This window comes from Caballeronia sp. SBC1 (assembly GCF_011493005.1).
Classification (GTDB): Bacteria; Pseudomonadota; Gammaproteobacteria; order Burkholderiales; family Burkholderiaceae; genus Caballeronia.
The window spans coordinates 1,006,268-1,026,762 of record NZ_CP049157.1 but is presented as its reverse complement, the minus strand read 5'-3'; the positions used below and the strand labels follow the sequence as shown (position 1 = coordinate 1,026,762).

The following is a 20,495-nucleotide window of genomic DNA, read 5'->3' as shown; positions in this document are numbered from 1 at the left end:
GTATGGACCGAACGAAAAAAGAAAAATAGGCTAAGGTTCCGAATATATCGGACACATATGTCCTTAATTGATCCCGGAATGTGGCGATGACGATGGATAGCCTCAGTGGTATCTCGATGTTTGTGCAGGTGGCGGAGACCCGCAGTTTCACCGAGGCGGGACGGTTGCTCGGCGTATCGTCGTCGGCGGTCGGCAAAGGCATTGCGCGCATTGAGGATCGTCTCGGCGTGCGGCTCTTTCACCGCAGCACACGCAGTATCACGTTGACGTCCGAAGGCGCCTTGTTCCTCGAACGGTGCCGGCGCATCCTGGGTGAAGTCGAAGCGGCGGAAGCTGAATTGTCCGGTGCAGTGGGTAGTCCTCGCGGAAGGTTGCGTATCAGCACGCCGCAACTGTCGGGGCTCATCATGCCGGTGCTCGACGGCTTCATGACGCAATACCCGGAAATCGAAATCGATGTCGACTTTTCCGATCGCATGGTGGACATCATCGAAGAGGGCTTCGATGCAGTCATTCGCACGGGCGAGCAGCTCGACTCAAGATTGATATCGCGGCGCCTGGGTTCCTGCGCGCAGGTGCTGGTCGCCTCGACCGGGTATCTCAAGCAACATGGCGCTCCTGCGCATCCTTCCGAACTCGTCAGGCACGCCTGTTTGCTGCATAAGTTTCCCGTCACCGGCAAGCTGGAACGCTGGCCGTTTAAGCTCGCTGAATCGGAAGCGGAGCCGGAGTTGCCACAAACCTTCGTCAGCAACACCGTTGAAGTCCTGGCCTATCTTGCGCTTCAGGATAAAGGCTTGACCCTCCTTCCAACCTTCCTCGTGCGAGATGCCTTGGCGAGCGGTGCGTTGCAAATCGTGCTGGATGATTTCATGGACCAGACCGTCACCTTCTGGATCTTGTGGCCGGCAAGCCGTTACGCCTCGCCCAAGCTGCGTGTCTTTATCGACTATGTCAGCGCGAATCTGCAAATCTAGATCGAGCAAGGCGTGGCGCCGGGCGTGAGCTCGCGCGGTTGCCACGTGGGTCTAATGCCCAGTCCGATGACAGAGTCTGCCAACGCGACCGGACATGCTCCGCTCAGGTTCTCTTTGGCCGCGGGAATCAACTTCCAAATATTGCCTTCGCCTGTGTATTGAAACTATTGACGAAGTCGTGCTCGCCCGGCCCCACGTTCGCTCGCATTGGTCTAGCCGCTTCGACCAGAATCTCGTTCGCATCCGTGCCGAGGACCTTGATCGTTTCATCGATAAACTGATCGAGCGGCATCGCCATTTCGGCCTCCTCACTGTTCATCAGTTCGGTACGAACCCAGGGTGGCGCGATCTCCAGCACGCGAACCGTCGTGTCCTGCAGCATGAAGCGTTGTGACAGCGCGTAGGAATGCAGCGCCGCCTTGGTGGATGAGTAGACCGCCGTCACCGCCATTGGCACGAAGCCCAGGACGGAACTGGTGTAGGCCACGACGGCGTCGCTTCTGGTCTTGAGATGGTCGATCAGCGCGGATGTCATTCGCATCGGGCCCATCAGGTTGGTCGTCACGTGGGAGACCATCAGCGCGTCGTCGATCTTTCCGCCGACTGCATCCGGTTGCATGACGCCCGCGTTATTGATCAGCACGTTGAGGTCAGGGTGATCGGCAATTAGCTTCGCTGCCACCCGTTCAATACTCGCGGGATCGGAGATGTCGAGTTCGACCGCCTCCATGCCATGGTTGACCGCGATGACCGCGTCGAGATGACTGCGCCGCCGGCCCGCAATGATGACCTTGTTGCCAAGCTTGTGCAGCGCCTCGGCGAGGCCTCGGCCAATACCCGAGCCGCCGCCGGTAATGAAGATGGTATTACCTGTGAGTTTCATGGAATGCGCCCTCGATTGAATGAGTGATCAAGCGTTCATGCGGGAAACCGGTCATCGCACCTGGGCCGCTGCTTAGTGAACTGCGCCGGGCCGTTTCGGTTCGTGAAGTTAAAGATAGGCCTTGGCCGCTCGGGGCGGTAGCCCATGATTCCTGCTATGTTTTATGTATTCGATGCATCAATCCGCAGTGGCGTGACCCATCACCGGTTCGAGCTGGAAGGCTGTTCGCATTGTCAATGACAGCGGGATCCGGAGGCCTCATCCGGGAAATGGGCGCGAAGCGCGATGCCTTATATCAATGCTGTGATTAATGTGAAAAATACATTGGATAGGCGAAAGACATCGATCTGCGGAAGTCGCGCAAGCATTAAGCGCGTCGCAATACGTCAGGACGAAGGCGGCGATATCGTTTTCAAGGTGCGGGTCATGAGCTCCTTCACACTCTCCACAAGAAGCGAATCAACCGTACCCGAGTACGAAACAACGGCAATGCCAACATGCGGAAGCGGCGGGAGCATCTCTCCAACGGGCATGATCCGCAAGTCCGCTGGAACCGCTCCTCGCGTCAGCACGGCGACTGCTATGCCCGCCCGCACGATTGCCAGCAGCCCATCCTTGCTGACGCTTTCATAAGCCACGCGGTAGCTGACATTGGCGCATTCAAGCGCACGCCGCGCCGCCTGATGGTCGAGCGTTTCAGGCACCGACAAGGCTATTTGAAGGGGACCATCGCTTGGTGGGTAGAAGTCCCGCGACGCGATCCACACCAGGTCCTCCCAGCGAATCACCCGCTCCGAATTCCCCTCCGGCGCGAGCGATACCAATGCCACATCCAAGCGACGTGCATCGAGCATTTTTTCAAGCAAGGGCGTAGGCGCACATACGACCTCCAGTGCGACCCGCGGATGCTGCGCCGCTATCGCGCGTAGCACGACCGGAAGGAACTCAGTGCAATAGTCCTCCGGACATCCGAGCCGAATCGAGCCAGTGAGTCCACGACCGGTCACGTCGACCAATGCCTCGTCGTGCGCCCGGACGAGACTTCGGGCGTGCGACAAAAGTCGATCTCCGCGCGACGTCAGCTCCACGCCGCGTGCGGTACGCACGAGCACCGCGCCATCGACGATCTCTTCAATCCTCTTGAGCTGCATGCTGATCGCGGATTGCGTGCGGCCAACTTCCGCTGCCGCGCGCGTGAGCGATCCGGCATCCGCTATTGCGACGAACGTCCTGAGCAAATCGAAATCCAGCTGCAACATGATGGCATCAGCTCCTCGAATGGCAGACATCACAACTTTTCATTTCCACTCACCGGCTTGGTTCGCCTACATTAACCTTCGGCACGCCCGCCTTCCACTCTGGACACAGTCATGTCAGCACAAACCGATCGGGACTTTTGGTCAAACGCTCAGCGGCACCTGATCCGCTACGGCGGTACATTCTCGCCCGTCATAATCGAGCGTGCCAGCGGCAGCCATGTCTATGATTCCACGGGCCGCGCGATACTCGACTTCACCTCTGGACAGATGAGCGCCATCCTTGGCCACTCTCATCCGGAAATCGCCGAAGTTATCGCCGAGAGCGCGCGTAATCTCACTCACCTTTTCAGCGGGATGCTCTCGCGCCCGGTAGTGGACCTGGCAACCCGTCTCGCCGGTATCGCGCCTGCAGGACTCGAGTGTTCCTTGCTGCTCAGCACCGGTGGAGAAGCCAACGAAGCGGCAATCAAGATGGCAAAGCTCGTCACCGGCCGGTATGAGATCGTGAGCTTCGCTCAATCGTGGCACGGCATGACCGGCGGTGCAGCTTCAGCTACTTATAGCGCCGGCCGCAAGGGTTACGGTCCGGCCGCCGTGGGGTCCTTTGCCATTCCGGCACCGTACCCGTACCGGCCACGATTTGAACGCAACGGTGCCTATGATTGGGCGGCTGAACTCGACTATGCATTCGACCTGATCGACAGGCAGTCAAGCGGCAGCCTTGCGGCGTTCATCGCTGAGCCAATCCTGAGTTCCGGTGGCCTGATTGAACTACCGCAAGGCTATATGCGCGCGCTAAAAGCAAAGTGCGTCGAGCGCGAAATGCTGTTGATCGTGGACGAAGCTCAAACCGGCATGGGCAGAACCGGAACCCTATTCGCGTGCGAGCACGACGGCGTGGTGCCCGACATCCTGACGTTGTCCAAAACACTTGGGGCGGGCCTTCCACTGGCTGCCGTGCTGACGACACAGGAAATCGAGAATCAGGCACACGAACGAGGGTTCCTCTTTTATACGACGCACGTGTCGGACCCAATGCCGGCAGCGGTCGGGCTTAAAGTCGTCGATATCATCGAGCGGGATGGCCTGGTTGAGCGCGCTGGTGTGCTGGGTTCTCGTTTGCGCGATGGTCTTGAGACGCTTCAACGCCGCTTCGAATGCATCGGCGATGTGCGTGGACGTGGGTTGATGCTTGGGATCGAAATCGTTGGCGACAGATCAACGAAAGCTGCGGCTCCGGCGCTTTCCGCTTCAATCACACGTCGTTGCCTGGAACTCGGCTTGCACATGAATATTGTTCAGTTGCCGGGACTCGGAGACGTCTTTCGGCTCGCTCCGCCGCTTACCATTGCCGAAGCTGAAGTCGATAGGGGGCTATCGATCATCGAGCAAGCTATTGAGGAAAGCGTGAGCATGTGACACGCAATGCCAGTTGCGAATGCCATGAGACCACCGTCTGTCATTGGTCGAGGCGGGCCGAGCGGCAGAACTCCGCCATTCAGCGGCCATTCATTTTTGTGCATGGAAGCACGAGTTATGGCCGAACCCGGTCCAATGTCGAACGGCCGGGGTCGACTCCAAATGAATCGTTCGCTTAGCTGCAACGAATGATCGTTGTCGGTTGATGGTCGTTCTAGCGCCGGCAGCTTGGTAAAATCGCATGCTCTCAACTTGCTATCGATCACATGACGAACGACCCGTGCATCTGGAGCGCTACTCCCATTAGCCCGGAGTTCCTGCGTGGCGCCCTCGAGCTCGAACAAACCGACCGTGGGGTGATGCCGCACCGTCTGCCCGCTCGGGCTCGCGCTCAGTGCACGGATCCTCAGTTGGCGATGGCCGAGTCGCAACCCTCAGGAGTACGACTGGTTTTCCACACGCTGGCGACAGATATCGAAATTGATGTCCTGCCGACACGGTACATCTACGCGGGTGTCGCGCCTCGGCCGGCCGGCGTGTATGACCTGCTCGTCGATGGCCGCCTCGTTCGCCAGAGCAGCGCGGTCGGGGGAGATATCGTGACGATCGACATGGCCACCGGCACGGCTTCGAAACGCTCTGGCCCGGTTGCTACCCTCCGGTTCACCGGCTTGCCCGGCCATGACAAGAAAGTCGAGATATGGCTGCCACACAACGAAACCACGGAGCTTGTCGCGCTGCGTACCAACGCCCGCATCGAGCCTGTTGCCGGCAACAGTCGAAAGGTTTGGCTGCACCACGGCAGCTCGATCAGCCATGGCTCCAATGCAGACAGCCCCACGTCAATCTGGCCGGCTCTCGCCGCCTCTCTCGGCGACGTGGAGCTGATCAATCTCGGCTTCGGGGGAAGCGCGCTACTCGACCCCTTCACGGCCCGAGCCATGCGAGACACGCCTGCTGACCTGATCAGCCTCAAGATCGGCATCAACCTTGTCAACACCGATCTGATGCGGCTGCGTGCCTTTACGCCCGCGGTGCATGGCTTCCTCGACACTATCCGCGAAGGCCATCGGACCACGCCGCTGCTGGTCATCTCGCCGCTCTACTGCCCGATTCATGAAGATACGCCCGGCCCCGGCGCATTCGATCTCACTGCGCTGGCCGCAGGGAAAGTGTCATTTCGGGCAACGGGTGACCCGGCCGAGCGCAAGGCTGGAAAGTTGACGCTGACCATCATCCGGGAGGAATTGCGACGCATCGTGCAGCAGCGGACGGCCGACGATCCCCATCTGCGTTATCTCGACGGATTGGAGCTCTACGGTCAACCAGATTTCGCCGATTTGCCGCTTCCCGATCAACTTCACCCGGATGGGCCCGCGCACCGCCGCATTGGCGAACGGTTCGCTAAACTCGCGTTCAGCGGCGGTGGCGCGCTCTTCGTTTAACGTTCTTGTAAACCTAGTACGGCGAGGGCCGCCGTACGGGTTTCGTCGCTTGCACAAAGTAGAACTACAACGTCGTCTGGTTTTGCGTGGGCGAAGGGCTCACTCACGTGATCTGCTATTTTTTGCGCGTTATCGATCGAAACGGTGAGCAAGCTCTGGTTTTGACTGGGCGCAATATCGTCCAAGGCATGTGTTTCAAGCGACGAACGTACATGGACAAAAACCCTCTTGCCGTTCACGAAGGAAACAATTTTCCCTGCGTGAATGCCAGTACCTTGGTTGCTTCTTATTTTCATATTCTCTCAGGCTCTTGTTCTTAATTTTTCTCGAAGGGAATGGCGAATACCGCTCTATTTCCCAACGAAGCGATAGCAATTCATCGCAATCAAAACTAAGAAACATCATACGAATAAAGCGACACGACCACGGAATTTCCGCCGCTTAAAGGCGGGAATTGCTTCTATGGTCGCAGCCTTTTCTGAATACTCTTAACCGTGCGTCTCACTTCTCCGTGCTTCTTCTATGGGGGCAGGTCAGAGCCACGGATAAGGTCCTCCCTGTGTCGCGAGGAGCGTTCGACCTTCGTGATCGCGGACGTTCGCTGGCACGCGGACTAGCGCACGGACGTCTCTCGGCCAGGTTTGTTGCAGAATCGGCTACGCGTCTTGGCTTTGCGTGCGAAAGCGCTTCCTGTAATCCCCTGGAGACAGTCCTGTAAGCCTTACAAAGATTTTGCGGAATGATCCGGCATCTTCGTAACCGACTTTCCAGGCGACCTGGTCAAACGACTGTTGGCTCGTTTCGAGCATCTCACGTGCTTTGCCGACCCGAAGATGCTGGCAATACTCTGTCGGGCGAAGACCGGTCGCCTTTTGAAATCGACGAAGAAATGTCCTCTCTTCTAACCCGGCGCGCTGAGCCATCAAAGCAATTGTCGGCTGGCGGGTACTGTCCTTCTGTAACCAGTGCTGGATTTCAAGAATCGTTTTGTCGCCGTGATTGAGCTTCGGAGAGAAGGCACTGTAGTAACGTTGCTCGCGTCCAGGGGGATCGACTAAAAGAAAACGGGCAGTCGCAACCATCGCGGCAGAACCGAGCAGACGGTCGACTATCCTGAGCCCCAGATCGGGCCATGCCATCAAGCCTCCGGCGGTGAGAATGTCACCATCGTCGATCAGGAGCTTGTCACCATCGACGTGGATCTCGGGAAAGCTCTCCGCGAGAAGCTGCGTCTGCGACCAATGCGTTGTCGCGGAGCGTCTCGCGAGCAGTCCGGTCTGTGCGAGTAGAAACGTCCCGACACAAACCGACGCCAGCACCGCGCCTCTCGCATGACAGTCCTTCAACCATGTCACGATAGGAGCGAAAGCATCGCCGATGGGCAGCCCGTCGAGCGAGGGCGGAACAATCACGAAATCAGGTGCGCTATCTGCCCAGGGTGGAGAAGAGCTACCAGCGTCAAACTGAACGTGGCTCACCCTGAGCATCGGATGTTCAACATCTTTGGATCGCTGATTTGACCGCTGAAATAAGCGCTCAGCAATGTGGAATAAGTCTGTCAGCCCATGAACGGCGGCAAGCTGGCACCCCGGATATATCAGCAGTGCTATCTCGACGGGGGCTATTTTCTTTGCCATTGTCAGTTTTACCTCGCTTTTTGTCAGTCCTGCCAATTCGCGAAACCATCGCGCAAGCTTACTCTTGAGTCTCAGAGAGCGATCGCGTTTCTCGCAACTATCAGGAGATGGACATGACCAAGCGTGCACTCATCATCGTGGACCTGCAAAACGATTACTTCCCCGGTGGGAAATGGACCTTGACGGGCATCGAGGCCGCTGCCGCCAACGCGGCGCGCCTTCTTCAATCAGCACGTGCTGCCGGGCATCTCGTCGTGCACGTTCGCCATGAGTCTCCGAAAAGCGACGCGGTGTTTTTCGTCGCAGGTTCGGAAGGCGCCGCGATCGCTCCACAAGTGACCAATAAGGAAGGAGAACACGTCGTCTTGAAGCATCAAATCAACGCCTTTCGTGACACCGATCTCAAGAACATTCTGGACACCAGCGGCATTGAAGAAGTGGTGATCGCCGGTGCAATGAGCCACATGTGTGTCGATGCCATCACCCGGGCGTCTGTCGACTTTGGCTACAAGGCGACGGTCATACATGATGCCGTTGCAACGCTCGACATGGAATTCGGCGGCGTTAAAGTTCCTGCCGCGCACGTGCATGCTGCGTTCATGGCAGCGCTGGGCTTCGCCTATGCAACGATGCTGTCCACCGACGAATACATCAACGCTTAGTCCGCGTTTTAGGCAGTGTTGCTTGAGTGGCGCCGCTCACCCGGCGCTCACCAAGCGCTCACTCGCCGCGCAAATGCGCAATGACCAGATGCGCCACCGCGTCGGGTGCTTCGCGAGGCGGAAAGTGCCCCACACCGTCCAGCACGACCCGTCGATACCCGCCCGTAAATTGCTTCTCCATCCCCTCCGATGAAGCTGGTTCATCGCAGAAATCGGCGCCGCCCTGGATCATCAGCGTGGGTGTCGAAAGCTGGTCGATGGTCGCCAGCTTTTCGCGCAGCGCTGCATACGCAGGATCGGATACCTCGCCCTCACGCCAGCGCCGCCGATACGCGTTGAGCGTGATGGGCACCCAGTCGGGGTTATCGAAGGCGGCGGCGGTCCGAGCGAATTCTTCGTCGTCGAACCAGCCTGGCGGCGACCATGTATCCCATTGCAAACGGGCGAAACCTTTGGGGTTGGCGGCGACCGCGGCGGGCGCGGCATCGAGCGTCATGAACCATTGATACCAATGCTTTCGCGCTTGCGAGAAGTGCGGCAATTCGAACGCGCCCTTCGGCTGGAACGCCAGCGCGAGTCCAGCGATGCGTCCGATGCGCGCGGGAAATAACGCCGCCAGCGTATAGGCCGTGCGTGCGCCCCAATCGTGGCCGACGACATCGAAGCGATCGATTCCCAGGACATCGGCCAGATCGATCACGTCTTGCGCGAGTGCTACGCCGGACCCGTCGCGCACGGTGTCGGCCGACAAAAATCGGGTGTTGCCGGCGCCGCGCAAGTCCGCAACGATTGGTCGAAAACCCGCTGCGGCGAGGCGTGCGGCCACGGGCGACCAGGCTCGCGCTGCGTCAGGCCAGCCGTGCACGAGCATGACCGGCGGTCCGTCGGCCGGTCCGGACGTGGTGTAGGCAATTTCGAGTTTAGGCGTGCGTGCCAGCAGCTTCTGATCGTCCATGCGCGTTCTCCACGAGATCAGCTAATACCTTCGACACATAAATGCTGACACGAATTCCAGCACTCCGCACGCTCGCGCATGACGCATGACGCATGACGCATGACGGCGTGGTTTGCACGGCGCCACGCGCCAGGAAAAAGCAACTAACAATCTGCCCCGCCACCCACCCGCGAACTTGTCATTTGCCATCGCCTGATCAGAGCACCTTCGAAATTCATCAAAGCCGGTTCTGCAGGGAGGGGGTTCCGGCCTCCTATATGAATCGTATGAGACGCGCCCGGCATCGCGTAAAATTCCCCTTCGATACCAACACAAGACGAGACGCGTCCCTTACGTCGCTCAGGTCACTTAACCATGCAAACGCCCGAGATCAAACCTGGCCCGAAAGAGAGCGAAGGCGTTGCCGTCATCGACCGTGCTTGCGCGATCCTGTTCGCGTTCAGACCGGAGGATGGGTCGCTGACGCTCGCCGAACTCGCGGCGCGTACCGGACTCTATAAAAGCACGCTGCTTCGCTTGGCTGGCGCGCTGATCCAGCACCGCTTGCTGCTGCGTCTCGACGACGGCCGCTATCAGCTAGGCCCGGCCACCTTCATGCTCGGCGCGTTGTATCAACGCAGTTTGAATCTCGGCGATATCCTCGTCCCGCTGATGCGCGAACTCGCCGAAATCAGCGGCGAAAGTGTGTCGTTCTATGTGCGTGACGAAGCGGTGCGCGTGTGTTTGCATCGCGTGGATTCGACGCATGCGGTGCGTTATCACGTGCGCGAAGGCGATGTCCTGCCGCTGGAAAGCGGTTCAGGAGGGTTGGCGTTGCTGGCGTTCGGCGGGGCTGAAGGCGAGGTGTTCGAGCGCATTCGCGACGACTTCTACTGCGTCTCCATGGGCGAACGTGATCGCGAGACAGCCGGTATTTCCATGCCCGTCTTCGGCGTGCGCCAGACTGTGCGCGGCGTGCTCACGCTCGCGGGTCCGAGCTCACGGATCGATCAGGCATTCGTTGCGCGCAACATTGGCGCGTTGTTCGATTGCGCCGCTCGAGCAACCGATGCACTCGGCGGCGACGCGCGCGCGTTGCGCAACGCGCAACGGCACGCGGCCAACGTTCAAACCAAATGACGCTCGGGTTTGCCGGTGTATTTGTAGGCCATCTGACGCGGCATCGGACCTTTGTTGCGCTCGTTGCGCCCGCGTTGTTCCCACGCGTGCGACAAGATTCCGACCGCACGCGATAAGCAGAATACCCCGCGCGCCAACTCCGGCGCGAAGCCGAGTTCCGCATAGATCACGGCCGTTGCGCCGTCGATGTTCATCGGCACCGGCTTGTTTTTCCGCTGCTTGAGCAACGCTTCAATGCCGCGCGCAACCGCCGCGTATCGCCCACTTATTGCTCCATGCTCAACGCTGGCATCGACCAAGGCAAGCAGCTTGACCGCGCGCGGATCGACCGGATGAAAACGATGCCCGAAGCCCGGCAGATACTTGCCCTTCGTTTCGATAAACGCATCCACGCCCTGCGCGACGGCATCGCTCAGAGCCGCCCCCGCGTCTTCGAGCGCGACGATCGAATCGTATAGCTCGACCGCTTGCTGACCCGCGCCGCCGTGGACATCGTCGAGCGCATTAATCGCTGACGCCATCGCGCCGTTCAGCGGCAAACCGCAACTCGTCGCCATGCGCGAGATGGCGATAGACGGCGCGTGCGGACCATGATCCACCGACGCCACGAGCGCCGCTTCAAACAAAGCCGCCTGCGCTTTATCGGGCAATTCCCCGCGCAGCATCAGCCAGATCATCTGCGGGAAACTGACCGCGCCGATCAACTCCTGAATCGGAAAGCCGCGCACATTGATCGATCCCGGATGGATATCGATGATCGATGTGCTCCAGTAATCCGCTGCGAGCGTGGCGGCGTCAAAAGCTTGCGTCATGGTCAGATCACTCCTTCGGCGCGCAGTTCGTCGATCTGTGTGTCGTCGAAACCGAGCGTTGCAAGATGCTCGCGCGTGTTGGCGGACAACGTTGGCGCGGGCGTGGAGGGTGCGGTGTCCGCATCGGAGAAACGGAAGCCCGCGCGGGTTACTCGTTGACGGGTTGTCGCGTCGTCACTGTTGAACTCGTGCACGAATTCACGCGATACCAGATGCGGATGCGCGAGAATTTCCGGCACCGACATCACGCGTCCAGCCGGCACGCCGGCCTCGGTAAACTTCGCATCCCAGTTCATCGCGCTGTCTGTCGCTAACGCCGCTTCAATCTCGGCCTTCAACGCCGCGCGGTTCACCTTGCGCGTGTTGCGCTCGGAAAAGCGCGGGTCATCGGGGAGATCCGGGCGGCCGATCAGGCGACACAAACTCACGAACTGCTTCGTTTCGTTTGCCGCGATATTCAGCAAACCATCGCCGGTTTTGAACGTGCCCGAGGGAGCTGCCGTGAAGTTTTCGTTGCCCATCGGCGCGGGCGTGACGCCGGCGTTCAGGTAGTTCGACACGACCCAGCCCATGGTCGAGAGCGTGGCTTCGAGCATCGATACATCGAGCATGCGGCCGCGTCCATTCGCGCGGGCATCGACCAGCGCTGCGCAAATACCAAATGCCGCCGTCAGGCCGCCGACCGTGTCCGAGACCGGATAACCCACGCGCAGCGGCGCGCTGTCGGCATCGCCTGTCACGCTCATCACGCCGGAAATGCCCTGAATGATCTGGTCGTAAGCCGGCCGCTTCGAAAATTCGCCATCCTTACCAAAGCCGGAGATCGCACAATAGACGAGCTTTGGATTGATCTCGCTTAATGCCTCGTACCCAAGGTCCAACCGCGTCATCACGCCGGGCCGGAAGTTCTCCACGAGCACGTCCGCCGTCTTCACGAGCGAACGCAGGATCTCCTTGCCGCGCGGATCTTTCAGGTTCAGCGTGATCGACTGCTTGCCTGCATTGACGGCCACGAACGACGTACCCATATCGCGCGCCGACGCGTCTTTGTCAGCGCCCAGGCGCCTTGCCAGATCGCCGCCTTCCGGGTGCTCGACCTTGATCACTTCCGCGCCGAGCAGCGCGAGTTGATACGCGCAGAACGGCCCGGCCAATACATTCGATAAATCCAGCACCCGCACGCCAGTTAACGGAAGCGTCATGTCAAAACCTCATGTTCATTGCGAAATTTCATCGAGATTGCGGTTGTTGGTACGCGGCCCGAAGATGCCGATCGCGCCCATTACCATCACCATCGACACGCTGATCAAAGCGAACACGCCGGTCACTTCGAAGTGGCGCAGTGCGAACGCGATCATGAAGCCGGAAAACATGGCTGAAAGACGCGAGATGGAATAGACGAAACCCACTGCGCGGGCACGCAAGCGCGTGGGGAACAGCTCGGTCTGATACGCGTGATACCCGACAGAAAGCAAGGTGCCGCAGAGCGTGATCAGCACGCCGAGGATCATCAGCATGACCGGCGATGTCTGCATGGCAAACAAGCTGCCGAACACCACGATCCCTAACGCCGACAACACGATCAACGTCTTCCGTTCAATCCGGTCGGCAATCGCCATCCCGATCAGCGGTCCAAACGGATTCGAGATCGCGATGACAAACGAGTACAGCAAGCTATGTGTGATCGTGACGCCCTTGGAGACGAGCAGCGTTGGCACCCATGACGCAAAGCCGTAGAACCCGATCGCCTGGAAGAAATTGAAGACGAGCATGGTGATCGCGCGTTTGCGATACGGCGGCTGCCAGATTTCGCGGAACGCAGCTTTCGTTGTTGCTGGTTCGACGGTTGCAACTGGCGTCGGCAACGCGCGTCCGTACTGAGCAGCGACCTTCGCCTCGATCGCCTGCAGCACCTTCTCCGCTTCTGCCGTACGGCCTTGCTGTGCTAGCCAACGGGGACTTTCAGGCACGCGCCGACGGATCGCCCAGACCACGATCGCACCCAGCGCGCCGATGATCACGACCCAGCGCCACCCGTCCAGGCCGAACGGCTTTTGCGGCACGAGCCACCACGCGAGAAACGCGACGGAGGGCACCGCTGAATATTGAACGAGATGCACGAATGCGAATGCGCGGCCGCGCAGATGCTTGGGGACGAGCTCGCTCACATAAGTATCGATGGTGACAAGCTCCACGCCCACGCCAATACCCGCAATCAGCCGCCACAGGTTGATCGCGGGTGCGGTGGTTTGTAGCGCCATGATCAGCGTTGCCGCCGAATACCAGAGCAGCGAGACGGTGAAGACCGTACGGCGGCCGTATTTATCGGCGAGACCTGCGAGGAAGAATGTGCCGATGAACAAGCCCGCGAACGACGCCGCCACGAACGCGCCGAGTCCAGAGACGCCGAAGAAGGACGCTGTTGTCGTGGAATAGAGGCCGCTTTTGACGAGGCCGGGGCCTACGTAAGCGGTGAAAAACAGGTCGTAGAATTCGAACCAGCCGCCGATGGACAGCAGGAACACCAGCATCCAGACGGAACGCGTCGCCGGCAGCCGGTCGATGCGCGCATTGATGCCGAATGTTGTTTCGCCCACTCCGGCGCGTGAATTAGGCGACCCGTGTGTCGCATCGATCGGCAGGCTTGCCATTGAACCCTCCTTGGGCGTCTCGCTTTATGGCGTTCTATCTAACAGAACGTCGTTCTGTTTACCAGTGACGCGAGAGTAAAGCGTGAGGAGAGCACGCGAAATCAGGGGTTTTACCTAGACAGGGGAGGAATACCGCGCGCGGCATAGAAGGGCGGCGCGCGCGGGCGTGATGATCGAGCTTAGTGGTCGGGCGCGCCGGCGAGAATCCACGCGATGACGGTACGCAGGTCGGCGTCGCTGATATTGGGGTTCGGCGGCATGGGGACTTCTCCCCAAACGAAGGCACCGCCATTGCGGACTTTGGCGAACAGCTTGTCAGGCGCCGTAGCGTCCCCGTGATACTTCTTCGCGATCTCCCGATACGCCGGCCCCACGACCTGCGAATCTACGGCATGACAGGAGAGACAGTTGTTCTTCTGCACGATCGATAAGGCAGCCGCAGCGTCCGGCGCAGCCTGTGCCGTCGTTGCCGGCAGCACGCACGCCGCTAATAGCGCGCCGCAAGACCATGTTGCCCACGCACGTCCGGTAATCGGTTTTATCATCGGTCAGCCCGCCACCTTGTCAGTCGCCGTCGCCGCCACGTGGCTGCGAAAATCCATCGATGCATTCGCCCTCAGCCCTTGATATCGAAGACAGGTGACGCGCAGGAACGACGCAAAATTCGTCGTCTCGCCCAAATGCTGAGTGACCTCCTCGTGCAACTTCGCGATGAGCTGGTTGGTCGTCATGTCGTTGTCGGCGGCGAGTTCGGATAACGTCTGCCAGAACAGGTTTTCCAGCCGGATGGTTGTCGTCACGCCGCTGATGCGCACCGAGCGCGCGCGGCATTCATAGAGAATCGGATCGGTTTGAGCGTAGATCCTGCACATGGACAACTCCTCACAATGAAGCAGGAACCGCCCGGCGGCGGCTCCTGACGCTGCTTTTTTAACCCTCTAAATGCTACGCCGTTTCATCTGGTCCGCGATGTAATCCGATTGCCGGATCGCCAGCGTCACAATAGTCAGCGTCGGATTTTCAGCCGCGCTTGTGGTGAATTGACTGCCGTCGGAGATAAACAGGTTGGGCACGTCGAAGGTCTGGCCATGTTTGTTGCAGACGCCATCACTCGCTTTCGCGCTCATCCGGCAGGTGCCCAGATTATGCGTGGACGGGTAGGGCGGCGTGCGCAGCGTCTTGACCGCCCCGGCTGCCACGTAGATTGCTTCACCTTGCTTGAACGCATGATCGCGCATGGCCGTGTCATTGGGATGATCGTCGTAATGGACGTTCGCAACGGGCAATCCGACTTGATCCTTCACGTCGTGATTCAGCGTGACACGGTTGGTTTCACGCGGCATGTCCTCCCCGACAATCCACATGCCGGCAGTATTTGCGTAGTTATCCATATAGTAAGTAAAGTCCGATCCCCATGCACCCGGATCGAAGAATGCGGCGGCGAACGGCAAACCCAGCGAGATGGTTTCCATTTCATAGCCGCCCGCAAAACCGCGTTTCGGATTGAACTCGGCTTCGTCCGTGACAATGCCGGCCATCACCGTGCCGCGATAAAAATGCACGGGTTCCTTGAACACGCCGAACACCGAGCCCGTGGTATGCCGCATGTAATTGCGTCCCACCTGGCCCGAACTGTTAGCGAGGCCGTCAGGATGCTTCGAGGACTCCGAAAGCAATAACAGGCGCGGTGTTTCTATCGAGTTTCCCGCGACGCAGACCACGCGTGCGCGCTGACGCTGCTGCTTGCCGTCGGCATCCAAGTAGACCACGCTGCTGGCTTTGCCGGCCGCATTGGTTTCGATGCGCATCACATGCGATTCCGGCCGCAAGTCGAGCCTGCCCGTGGCTTCCGCTGCGGGAATCTCGGTATAGAGCGTCGACCATTTCGCACCCGACTTGCAGCCCTGGAAACAGAAGCCGAGCTGCATGCAACGGCCACGCCCGGCACGCGGCCGGCTGTTGATTGCCATGTGGCCGGTACTACAGTTCTTGTAGCCAACCTTCGTCGCGCCGTCGTACAGGATCTTGAAGTTGTTGTTGCCCGGCAGTCCCGGAACGCCGTTCGTGCGCGTGACGCCCATCTTGTCTTCGGCGCGTGCGTAGTAGGGTTCGAGATCGGCAAGCGTGATCGGCCAGTCGAGCAGATTCGCCTGATCGATGGAACCATAGGTTGTACGCGCCTTGAACTCATGCTCGTGAAAACGCAGCGATGCTCCCGCCCAGTGCGTGGTCGTGCCGCCCACTGTCTTGCAGATCCACGCGGGCAGTTCCGGGAAGTCCTTGGCGACGCGCCAAGTCCCTGACGTGGTGCGTTTATCGGTCCAGGCGAGTTGCCCGAAGGACTTCCATTCGTCGTTGATGAAGGTGGCTGACGACTGGCGCTTGCCTGCCTCCAGCACGACCACTTTCACCCCTTTCTGACATAACTCGTTCGCCAGCGTCCCGCCGCCCGCGCCCGAACCGACGATCACGACAACGGAGTCGTCGTTGTAGTCGAACTTAGCCATGCTTGCCTCCTCGGCAGGTATCAGATGTGCGCCATATCCCGACTATCAGGCCACCGGCGGACTTGCGTCAGCAGGCGGATTGGGCAACCACGTCAGGTCGTTGAAGCCGCGATACACGTAGCCACCCTTGCTGAACGCTTCACCTTCGTAGCCGAAATGGGCAAACGCCATCTCGTTGTTGTAGAGCGAGGTGACGCACTGGCCACGCACGAGCAGGACGAACGGATCAGTCTGGTTGGCTTCCACAATGGCGGTACGCTGCGCGTCCGAGAGGCTTGCTGTGTCGTTCCATTTACCGGATGCTGCGTCGTTCAGTTTCGCCACGCCGGTCTTGATGACATCGATGGTCTTCGGGTCCGTGGCTTTTGCATCCACGTCCTTGACCGCGAGGGCGTAGACCGCGTCCGGCAGCGTCTTGTGCGGGTAGAGCGTGCGCGCGAGCACCATGATGGCGTCGGCCTGGTTCTGATCGATATGGCTAAGTTCCACCGCCCACGCGCGGCTTGGCGCCAGCAGGGCGATCGGTGTGCCGGCCACCAGCAAACCGGTCAGCACGACGGAACCTTGGAGGAAGTGCCTGCGGCTCACGCGCGCAGACAATACAGCGGGGATCGCGTCGCCGGTCTCGGCGGCGACTATGGCAATGGGGATTGCCTTGGGCATGATTTGTCTCCTTTTATAGTGTGTACAGCCCCAGCGTCAGTTCATACGTAGTGACCCTCCCTGGATAGCACCTCGATCTTGTAGCCATCGGGATCGGTGATGAAGAAAAAGCGGGCGGCGATGGCGCCGTCATGTGTCAGCGATTTCAGGTCGCCGGGTTGCATACCTTGGTTCAGCAGACGGTCGCGGAATGCTTCAATGCCGTCGACAGCGAATGCCACGTGGCCGTAACCCGTACCGTGCGTGTAGGGCGTGATCGTGCCTTTGTTCAGTGTGAGTTCGATCTCGGCGCCGGTCTCGGGATCGCGGAGATAAACGAGCGTGAAGGTATCGAAGTCAAGACGATGCGACTCGCGCATGCCGAACGCGTCCTGATAGAACGCGATGGAAGGATCCAGCGCCTGAACGCGGATCATGAGGTGAAGGAATTTAGACATGCCGGGACTCGTGTCATAGCGTCGCTTCAGTATGCAACGTTGACACAAAAGCGGGTAATAGCGGGTTATTACCGCGTCGGAGTTTGCTCGGGTTAAACACCTAGTAGGACGGTTGTCTCGCTCGCGCTGGGGACTGGGGGCGCTTATTCGTCGTTGTTGTCGCAGGGCGTGGCGAACGAATTACCAAGGCTTTACCCGTAGCCACGCCAATATTGGCGCTTATCGCCGGGCGTTTAGCCTGTCCCCGGTTCTCATCAGTCCGGTTTTGTAGACGCCGGCCTGTCCCGGAACAGGGGTCAATGCGCTGGCCCGCGAGTGACCGCCGAGCTGCCTGAACAACCGGTTTTAGTGTCGGGTGTCGAGACCCAGTTGCTGTCATAGAGAATCGTTCCCACGATTCCGTCGCGGGGAACCGTCAGATTCGTGGGAAGCGTTACCGTTGCAATACCCGCTGGACCACCGCTCAGGACGTTGCAATCTGCAAAAGCGGGGACATTCATGCAGGAAGCTAGCACCAACGCTACGTATAGTTGCTGCGCGAAAGACTGCTTTTCTCTTCGTTTATTCGACCATTCATGTGACATCGTCAGACGCCCTGGAGATTGAATGGTCCTTAGTATCTGCTGAAGTTCATGCGGCTCAAATCTTTTTCCTTCCTTCCACGCCTTGGTTTCGGTCTGCTACACAATCGTTCGAGTGTTCCGTTTTTAGTAGCGGTTGCTGCACGATCTTTTGCAAAGGTAGCGACCAACGTTTCGCCACTGCGGCTCGCGGTCTGTTGAGATTGATCAAAAGCGTTTGAGCAGGGAAACGACTGGACAACGAAACATGCTTCGTCACAGTGCTCCAATAAAATGCAAGGCATCCCGCGACGTGTGCGAACAACCATCCGTCAATATCGCTATGAAGGTAGGCATTGAAAATGGGCGTTTGACGCACCAGCGCGGCCCGCGTTGTTGTCACGTTTTTCGCGGTTTCGCACTTGATGTCGACCAGGTGGCGAGCGCCACGCCCGCCACCGCAAACACCATTGCTCCCCATGCCAGCGGTGGCATGACTTCCTTCAATAACAACGACGAGAGCACTGCGGCCATCGGCGGAATAAAGAAGAACAATGACGCGATCTTCGACGCCTGCCCCGCGCGAACCAACGCAAGCAACAACGTGATGGCAATCAGCGAGTTGCCGATCACGAGATAACCCAGCGCAGCAATAAACGTCCCGGTCCATTGCACATGAGCATCTTCCAGCAATAGTGCCAACGGTGCGCAAAACACGAGGCCAATCGCATACTGGATCAGGTTTGCCGTCACCGGATGTTGGCCGACACCGAAGCGCTTTTCATAGAGCAAAGCAGATGTCATTCCGATCAATGCGCCGATTGCAAGCAGCAGACCCGAGACCGAATGCACCGACAGACTCGATCGGGCAACAATCACGCCGGTCGCCCCAACAAGCCCGAGCATCAGACCTAGCCATTGCCGGGCGCGCACGCGTTCACCGACGAGTCGCGGTGCCAGCGCAGCCACAAGCACAGGCTGTAGCGACACGATGACCGCCACCACGCCTGCTGACGCTCCCGCTTTGAAGGCGAGGTAACTCAGGCCGAAGTAGACCACCTGCACGAGGAACCCGACCACGCATGCATGTATCCAGTCAGTTCGGCTTTTCGGCAGCGCAGGTTTGGTGATGATGAACAGTGGGATAAGCAGGCAAACGGTGCATCCATAGCGCAACGCCAGCAAGGTGAGCGGCGGTGCATATCCGACCGCCAGTTTCGCTATCGGAAAGCCTCCCGACCAGAGCAGGACGAAGGCCATCTTGGCGGCGAAAGTCTTACGGCTGGCATGTCGCGTTGAAGCATTGGCTTGCAGCATGGGTCCTGGCTCGAGTGTTCTTCGATCCCGCGTTGCACGGGTATCGTTTTTTTATCGATGCTCCAAGCCCCCGCGAAAACGGGCGCTTGGTCGGGAAGGTGAATTTTCCGAGCGTGTGGCGCGGGCGCAAGCGACGCTAAACCTTTGATGATTCTGGCGTCGCTTGCGTGTTGCTGCAGGCGCAGATCCGTGCCGCTGCCCGCGACTGGCGAAAGATCGCAGTTATCCGTGCTGCTGCTGCTGGTTGTTTCCACCACCGCGGCCACCGCCACCGCCTTGTCCACCGCCGCCGCCGTGACCGCCACCATTTCCTCCACCGCCGCCATGACCGGGTGGTGGTCCCGAAGGGCGCCCACCGCCGCCTGGCTGTCCTGGAGGACGGCCACCCGCACCTTGACCCGGCGGTGGCCCCGGAGGACGGCCGCCAGCGCCGTGGCCCGGCGGTGGTCCGGGAGGGCGCCCGCCAGCACCTTGTCCCGGTGGTGGGCCCGGAGGACGGCCGCCAGCGCCGTGACCGGGCTGTGGTCCTGGCGGAGGACGTCCGCCATAACCGGGCGGACGGCCGGGACCGGGGCGCGGCGGCGGGCGATTTGCCCAGCGTGATTGCTGGTTATACCAAGGGCGGCCGCGGTAATAACTGCCCCAATAAGAACCGATGGAAAACGTCACAATAGGCAAGCCGATCGTGGTTCCGTAAGTCAGGATAGGCACATTGCCGCCCTGATACGGATAGCTGAGACGCCCCGCGTAGACCCAGCCGCGCAAGTTTGGCACCACGACGTCGCACCATGTGTAGCCGCTGATGCAACCCATGACCGTGACGGGCACGCCGCCTGGCAACTGAGTCACGATCGGATAGTCGCCCGCGGGTCCGGCACGCATGTTGACCGGGCCATTCGTGTACGCCTGCTGCTGCGCGAATGCCACGCCGGGCAGCGCCAGCAACCCTGCAAATCCAATACAACCCCATTGAAGCAATTGTTTTCGCATATGGCCTCTCATCGTGGGAGCGTGACTTCCGATGCTTATCGGTAACCCGCCCTGCAACAGCGGTCTTCAGCCCCGAAATCCCGCAATCTCGAAAGCCGCACGGATTAAGCAAGTATGAAGTTCACGCTATACGGAGTCTATGCGTGTGAAACCTGAAGGAACAGAAAATTTCTTTCGGGGACGCGCGCATAAGGCGTTAAAC

At 59.5% G+C, this 20,495-nt stretch carries 20 protein-coding genes; 5 read left to right on the top strand and 15 right to left on the bottom strand.

The features are described from left to right. The first annotated feature begins 92 nt into the window (after positions 1-92). Positions 93-977, top strand: coding sequence for a LysR substrate-binding domain-containing protein (locus SBC1_RS22645; RefSeq protein ID WP_165095723.1), 885 nt, complete (start codon positions 93-95; stop codon positions 975-977). Positions 978-1,104: 127 nt separating this feature from the next. On the opposite strand, the gene SBC1_RS22640 is transcribed toward SBC1_RS22645, so the two are convergent. Continuing rightward, a complete protein-coding gene (locus tag SBC1_RS22640; protein ID WP_165095727.1) occupies positions 1,105-1,860 on the bottom strand; it encodes an SDR family oxidoreductase in 756 nt (251 codons plus the stop codon). Between the two features lie 386 nt (positions 1,861-2,246). Next, on the bottom strand, positions 2,247-3,119 hold the full coding sequence (locus tag SBC1_RS22635; RefSeq protein ID WP_241202230.1) for a LysR family transcriptional regulator: 873 nt from the start codon (positions 3,117-3,119) through the stop codon (positions 2,247-2,249). 111 nt (positions 3,120-3,230) lie between these two features. Between SBC1_RS22635 and SBC1_RS22630 the strand changes: the two genes are divergently transcribed. Then, entirely contained in the window at positions 3,231-4,538 is a 1,308-nt protein-coding gene (locus SBC1_RS22630) for an aspartate aminotransferase family protein (protein ID WP_165095730.1), read from the top strand. A 266-nt stretch (positions 4,539-4,804) separates the two neighbouring features. Then, positions 4,805-5,983, top strand: coding sequence for an SGNH/GDSL hydrolase family protein (locus SBC1_RS22625; RefSeq protein ID WP_165095733.1), 1,179 nt, complete (start codon positions 4,805-4,807; stop codon positions 5,981-5,983). Here the strand turns inward: SBC1_RS22625 and SBC1_RS22620 are convergent. Together SBC1_RS22620 and SBC1_RS22615 are read right to left on the bottom strand one after the other, a co-directional pair. Beyond that, complete coding sequence (locus SBC1_RS22620) at positions 5,980-6,279, bottom strand: hypothetical protein (protein WP_165095736.1); 300 nt, start codon at positions 6,277-6,279, stop codon at positions 5,980-5,982. The genes SBC1_RS22625 and SBC1_RS22620 overlap by 4 nt on opposite strands. Positions 6,280-6,639: 360 nt before the next feature. Continuing rightward, complete coding sequence (locus SBC1_RS22615; RefSeq protein WP_165095739.1) at positions 6,640-7,620, bottom strand: GlxA family transcriptional regulator; 981 nt, start codon at positions 7,618-7,620, stop codon at positions 6,640-6,642. Between the two features lie 113 nt (positions 7,621-7,733). Here SBC1_RS22615 and SBC1_RS22610 point away from each other — a divergent pair, with 113 nt between their 5' ends. Next, complete coding sequence (locus tag SBC1_RS22610) at positions 7,734-8,282, top strand: cysteine hydrolase family protein (RefSeq protein ID WP_165101328.1); 549 nt, start codon at positions 7,734-7,736, stop codon at positions 8,280-8,282. Positions 8,283-8,340: 58 nt separating this feature from the next. Here the strand turns inward: SBC1_RS22610 and SBC1_RS22605 are convergent, their stop codons facing one another. Further along, positions 8,341-9,237 (bottom strand): alpha/beta fold hydrolase, encoded by an 897-nt coding sequence (locus tag SBC1_RS22605; protein WP_165095743.1) that lies wholly within the window; start codon positions 9,235-9,237, stop codon positions 8,341-8,343. Between the two features lie 354 nt (positions 9,238-9,591). Here SBC1_RS22605 and SBC1_RS22600 point away from each other — a divergent pair, with 354 nt between their 5' ends. Then, positions 9,592-10,356, top strand: a complete 765-nt coding sequence (locus tag SBC1_RS22600) for an IclR family transcriptional regulator (RefSeq protein ID WP_165095746.1) — start codon at positions 9,592-9,594, stop codon at positions 10,354-10,356. Here the strand turns inward: SBC1_RS22600 and SBC1_RS22595 are convergent. The 10 genes from SBC1_RS22595 to SBC1_RS22550 form a co-directional block, all read right to left on the bottom strand. Further along, positions 10,344-11,168: a citryl-CoA lyase gene (locus SBC1_RS22595; RefSeq protein WP_165095750.1), complete on the bottom strand. Its 825-nt coding sequence runs from the start codon at positions 11,166-11,168 to the stop codon at positions 10,344-10,346. The two genes, SBC1_RS22600 and SBC1_RS22595, sit on opposite strands and share 13 nt — an antisense overlap. Positions 11,169-11,170: 2 nt before the next feature. Further along, on the bottom strand, positions 11,171-12,370 hold the full coding sequence (locus SBC1_RS22590) for a CaiB/BaiF CoA-transferase family protein (RefSeq protein WP_165095753.1): 1,200 nt from the start codon (positions 12,368-12,370) through the stop codon (positions 11,171-11,173). A 15-nt stretch (positions 12,371-12,385) separates the two neighbouring features. After that, complete coding sequence (locus SBC1_RS22585; RefSeq protein ID WP_165095757.1) at positions 12,386-13,819, bottom strand: MFS transporter; 1,434 nt, start codon at positions 13,817-13,819, stop codon at positions 12,386-12,388. A 179-nt stretch (positions 13,820-13,998) separates the two neighbouring features. After that, the gene (locus tag SBC1_RS22580) at positions 13,999-14,364 is read right to left on the bottom strand and encodes a c-type cytochrome (RefSeq protein WP_165095760.1); all 366 of its coding nucleotides are present in this window, start codon (positions 14,362-14,364) and stop codon (positions 13,999-14,001) included. A gap of 3 nt (positions 14,365-14,367) precedes the next feature. Continuing rightward, positions 14,368-14,691 (bottom strand): ribbon-helix-helix domain-containing protein, encoded by a 324-nt coding sequence (locus SBC1_RS22575; RefSeq protein ID WP_165095765.1) that lies wholly within the window; start codon positions 14,689-14,691, stop codon positions 14,368-14,370. A gap of 66 nt (positions 14,692-14,757) precedes the next feature. Then, on the bottom strand, positions 14,758-16,326 hold the full coding sequence (locus tag SBC1_RS22570) for a GMC family oxidoreductase (protein WP_165095768.1): 1,569 nt from the start codon (positions 16,324-16,326) through the stop codon (positions 14,758-14,760). 45 nt (positions 16,327-16,371) lie between these two features. Continuing rightward, a complete protein-coding gene (locus SBC1_RS22565; RefSeq protein ID WP_165095773.1) occupies positions 16,372-16,989 on the bottom strand; it encodes a twin-arginine translocation signal domain-containing protein in 618 nt (205 codons plus the stop codon). A 41-nt stretch (positions 16,990-17,030) separates the two neighbouring features. Beyond that, positions 17,031-17,426 (bottom strand): VOC family protein, encoded by a 396-nt coding sequence (locus SBC1_RS22560; RefSeq protein ID WP_165095776.1) that lies wholly within the window; start codon positions 17,424-17,426, stop codon positions 17,031-17,033. Positions 17,427-18,385: 959 nt separating this feature from the next. Further along, positions 18,386-19,303 carry a DMT family transporter gene (locus SBC1_RS22555; protein WP_165095779.1) on the bottom strand — a complete coding sequence of 306 codons (918 nt, stop codon included), beginning with the start codon at positions 19,301-19,303 and terminating at the stop codon, positions 18,386-18,388. A gap of 222 nt (positions 19,304-19,525) precedes the next feature. After that, positions 19,526-20,293 (bottom strand): SH3 domain-containing protein, encoded by a 768-nt coding sequence (locus SBC1_RS22550; protein WP_165095784.1) that lies wholly within the window; start codon positions 20,291-20,293, stop codon positions 19,526-19,528. Positions 20,294-20,495 lie beyond the last annotated feature (202 nt).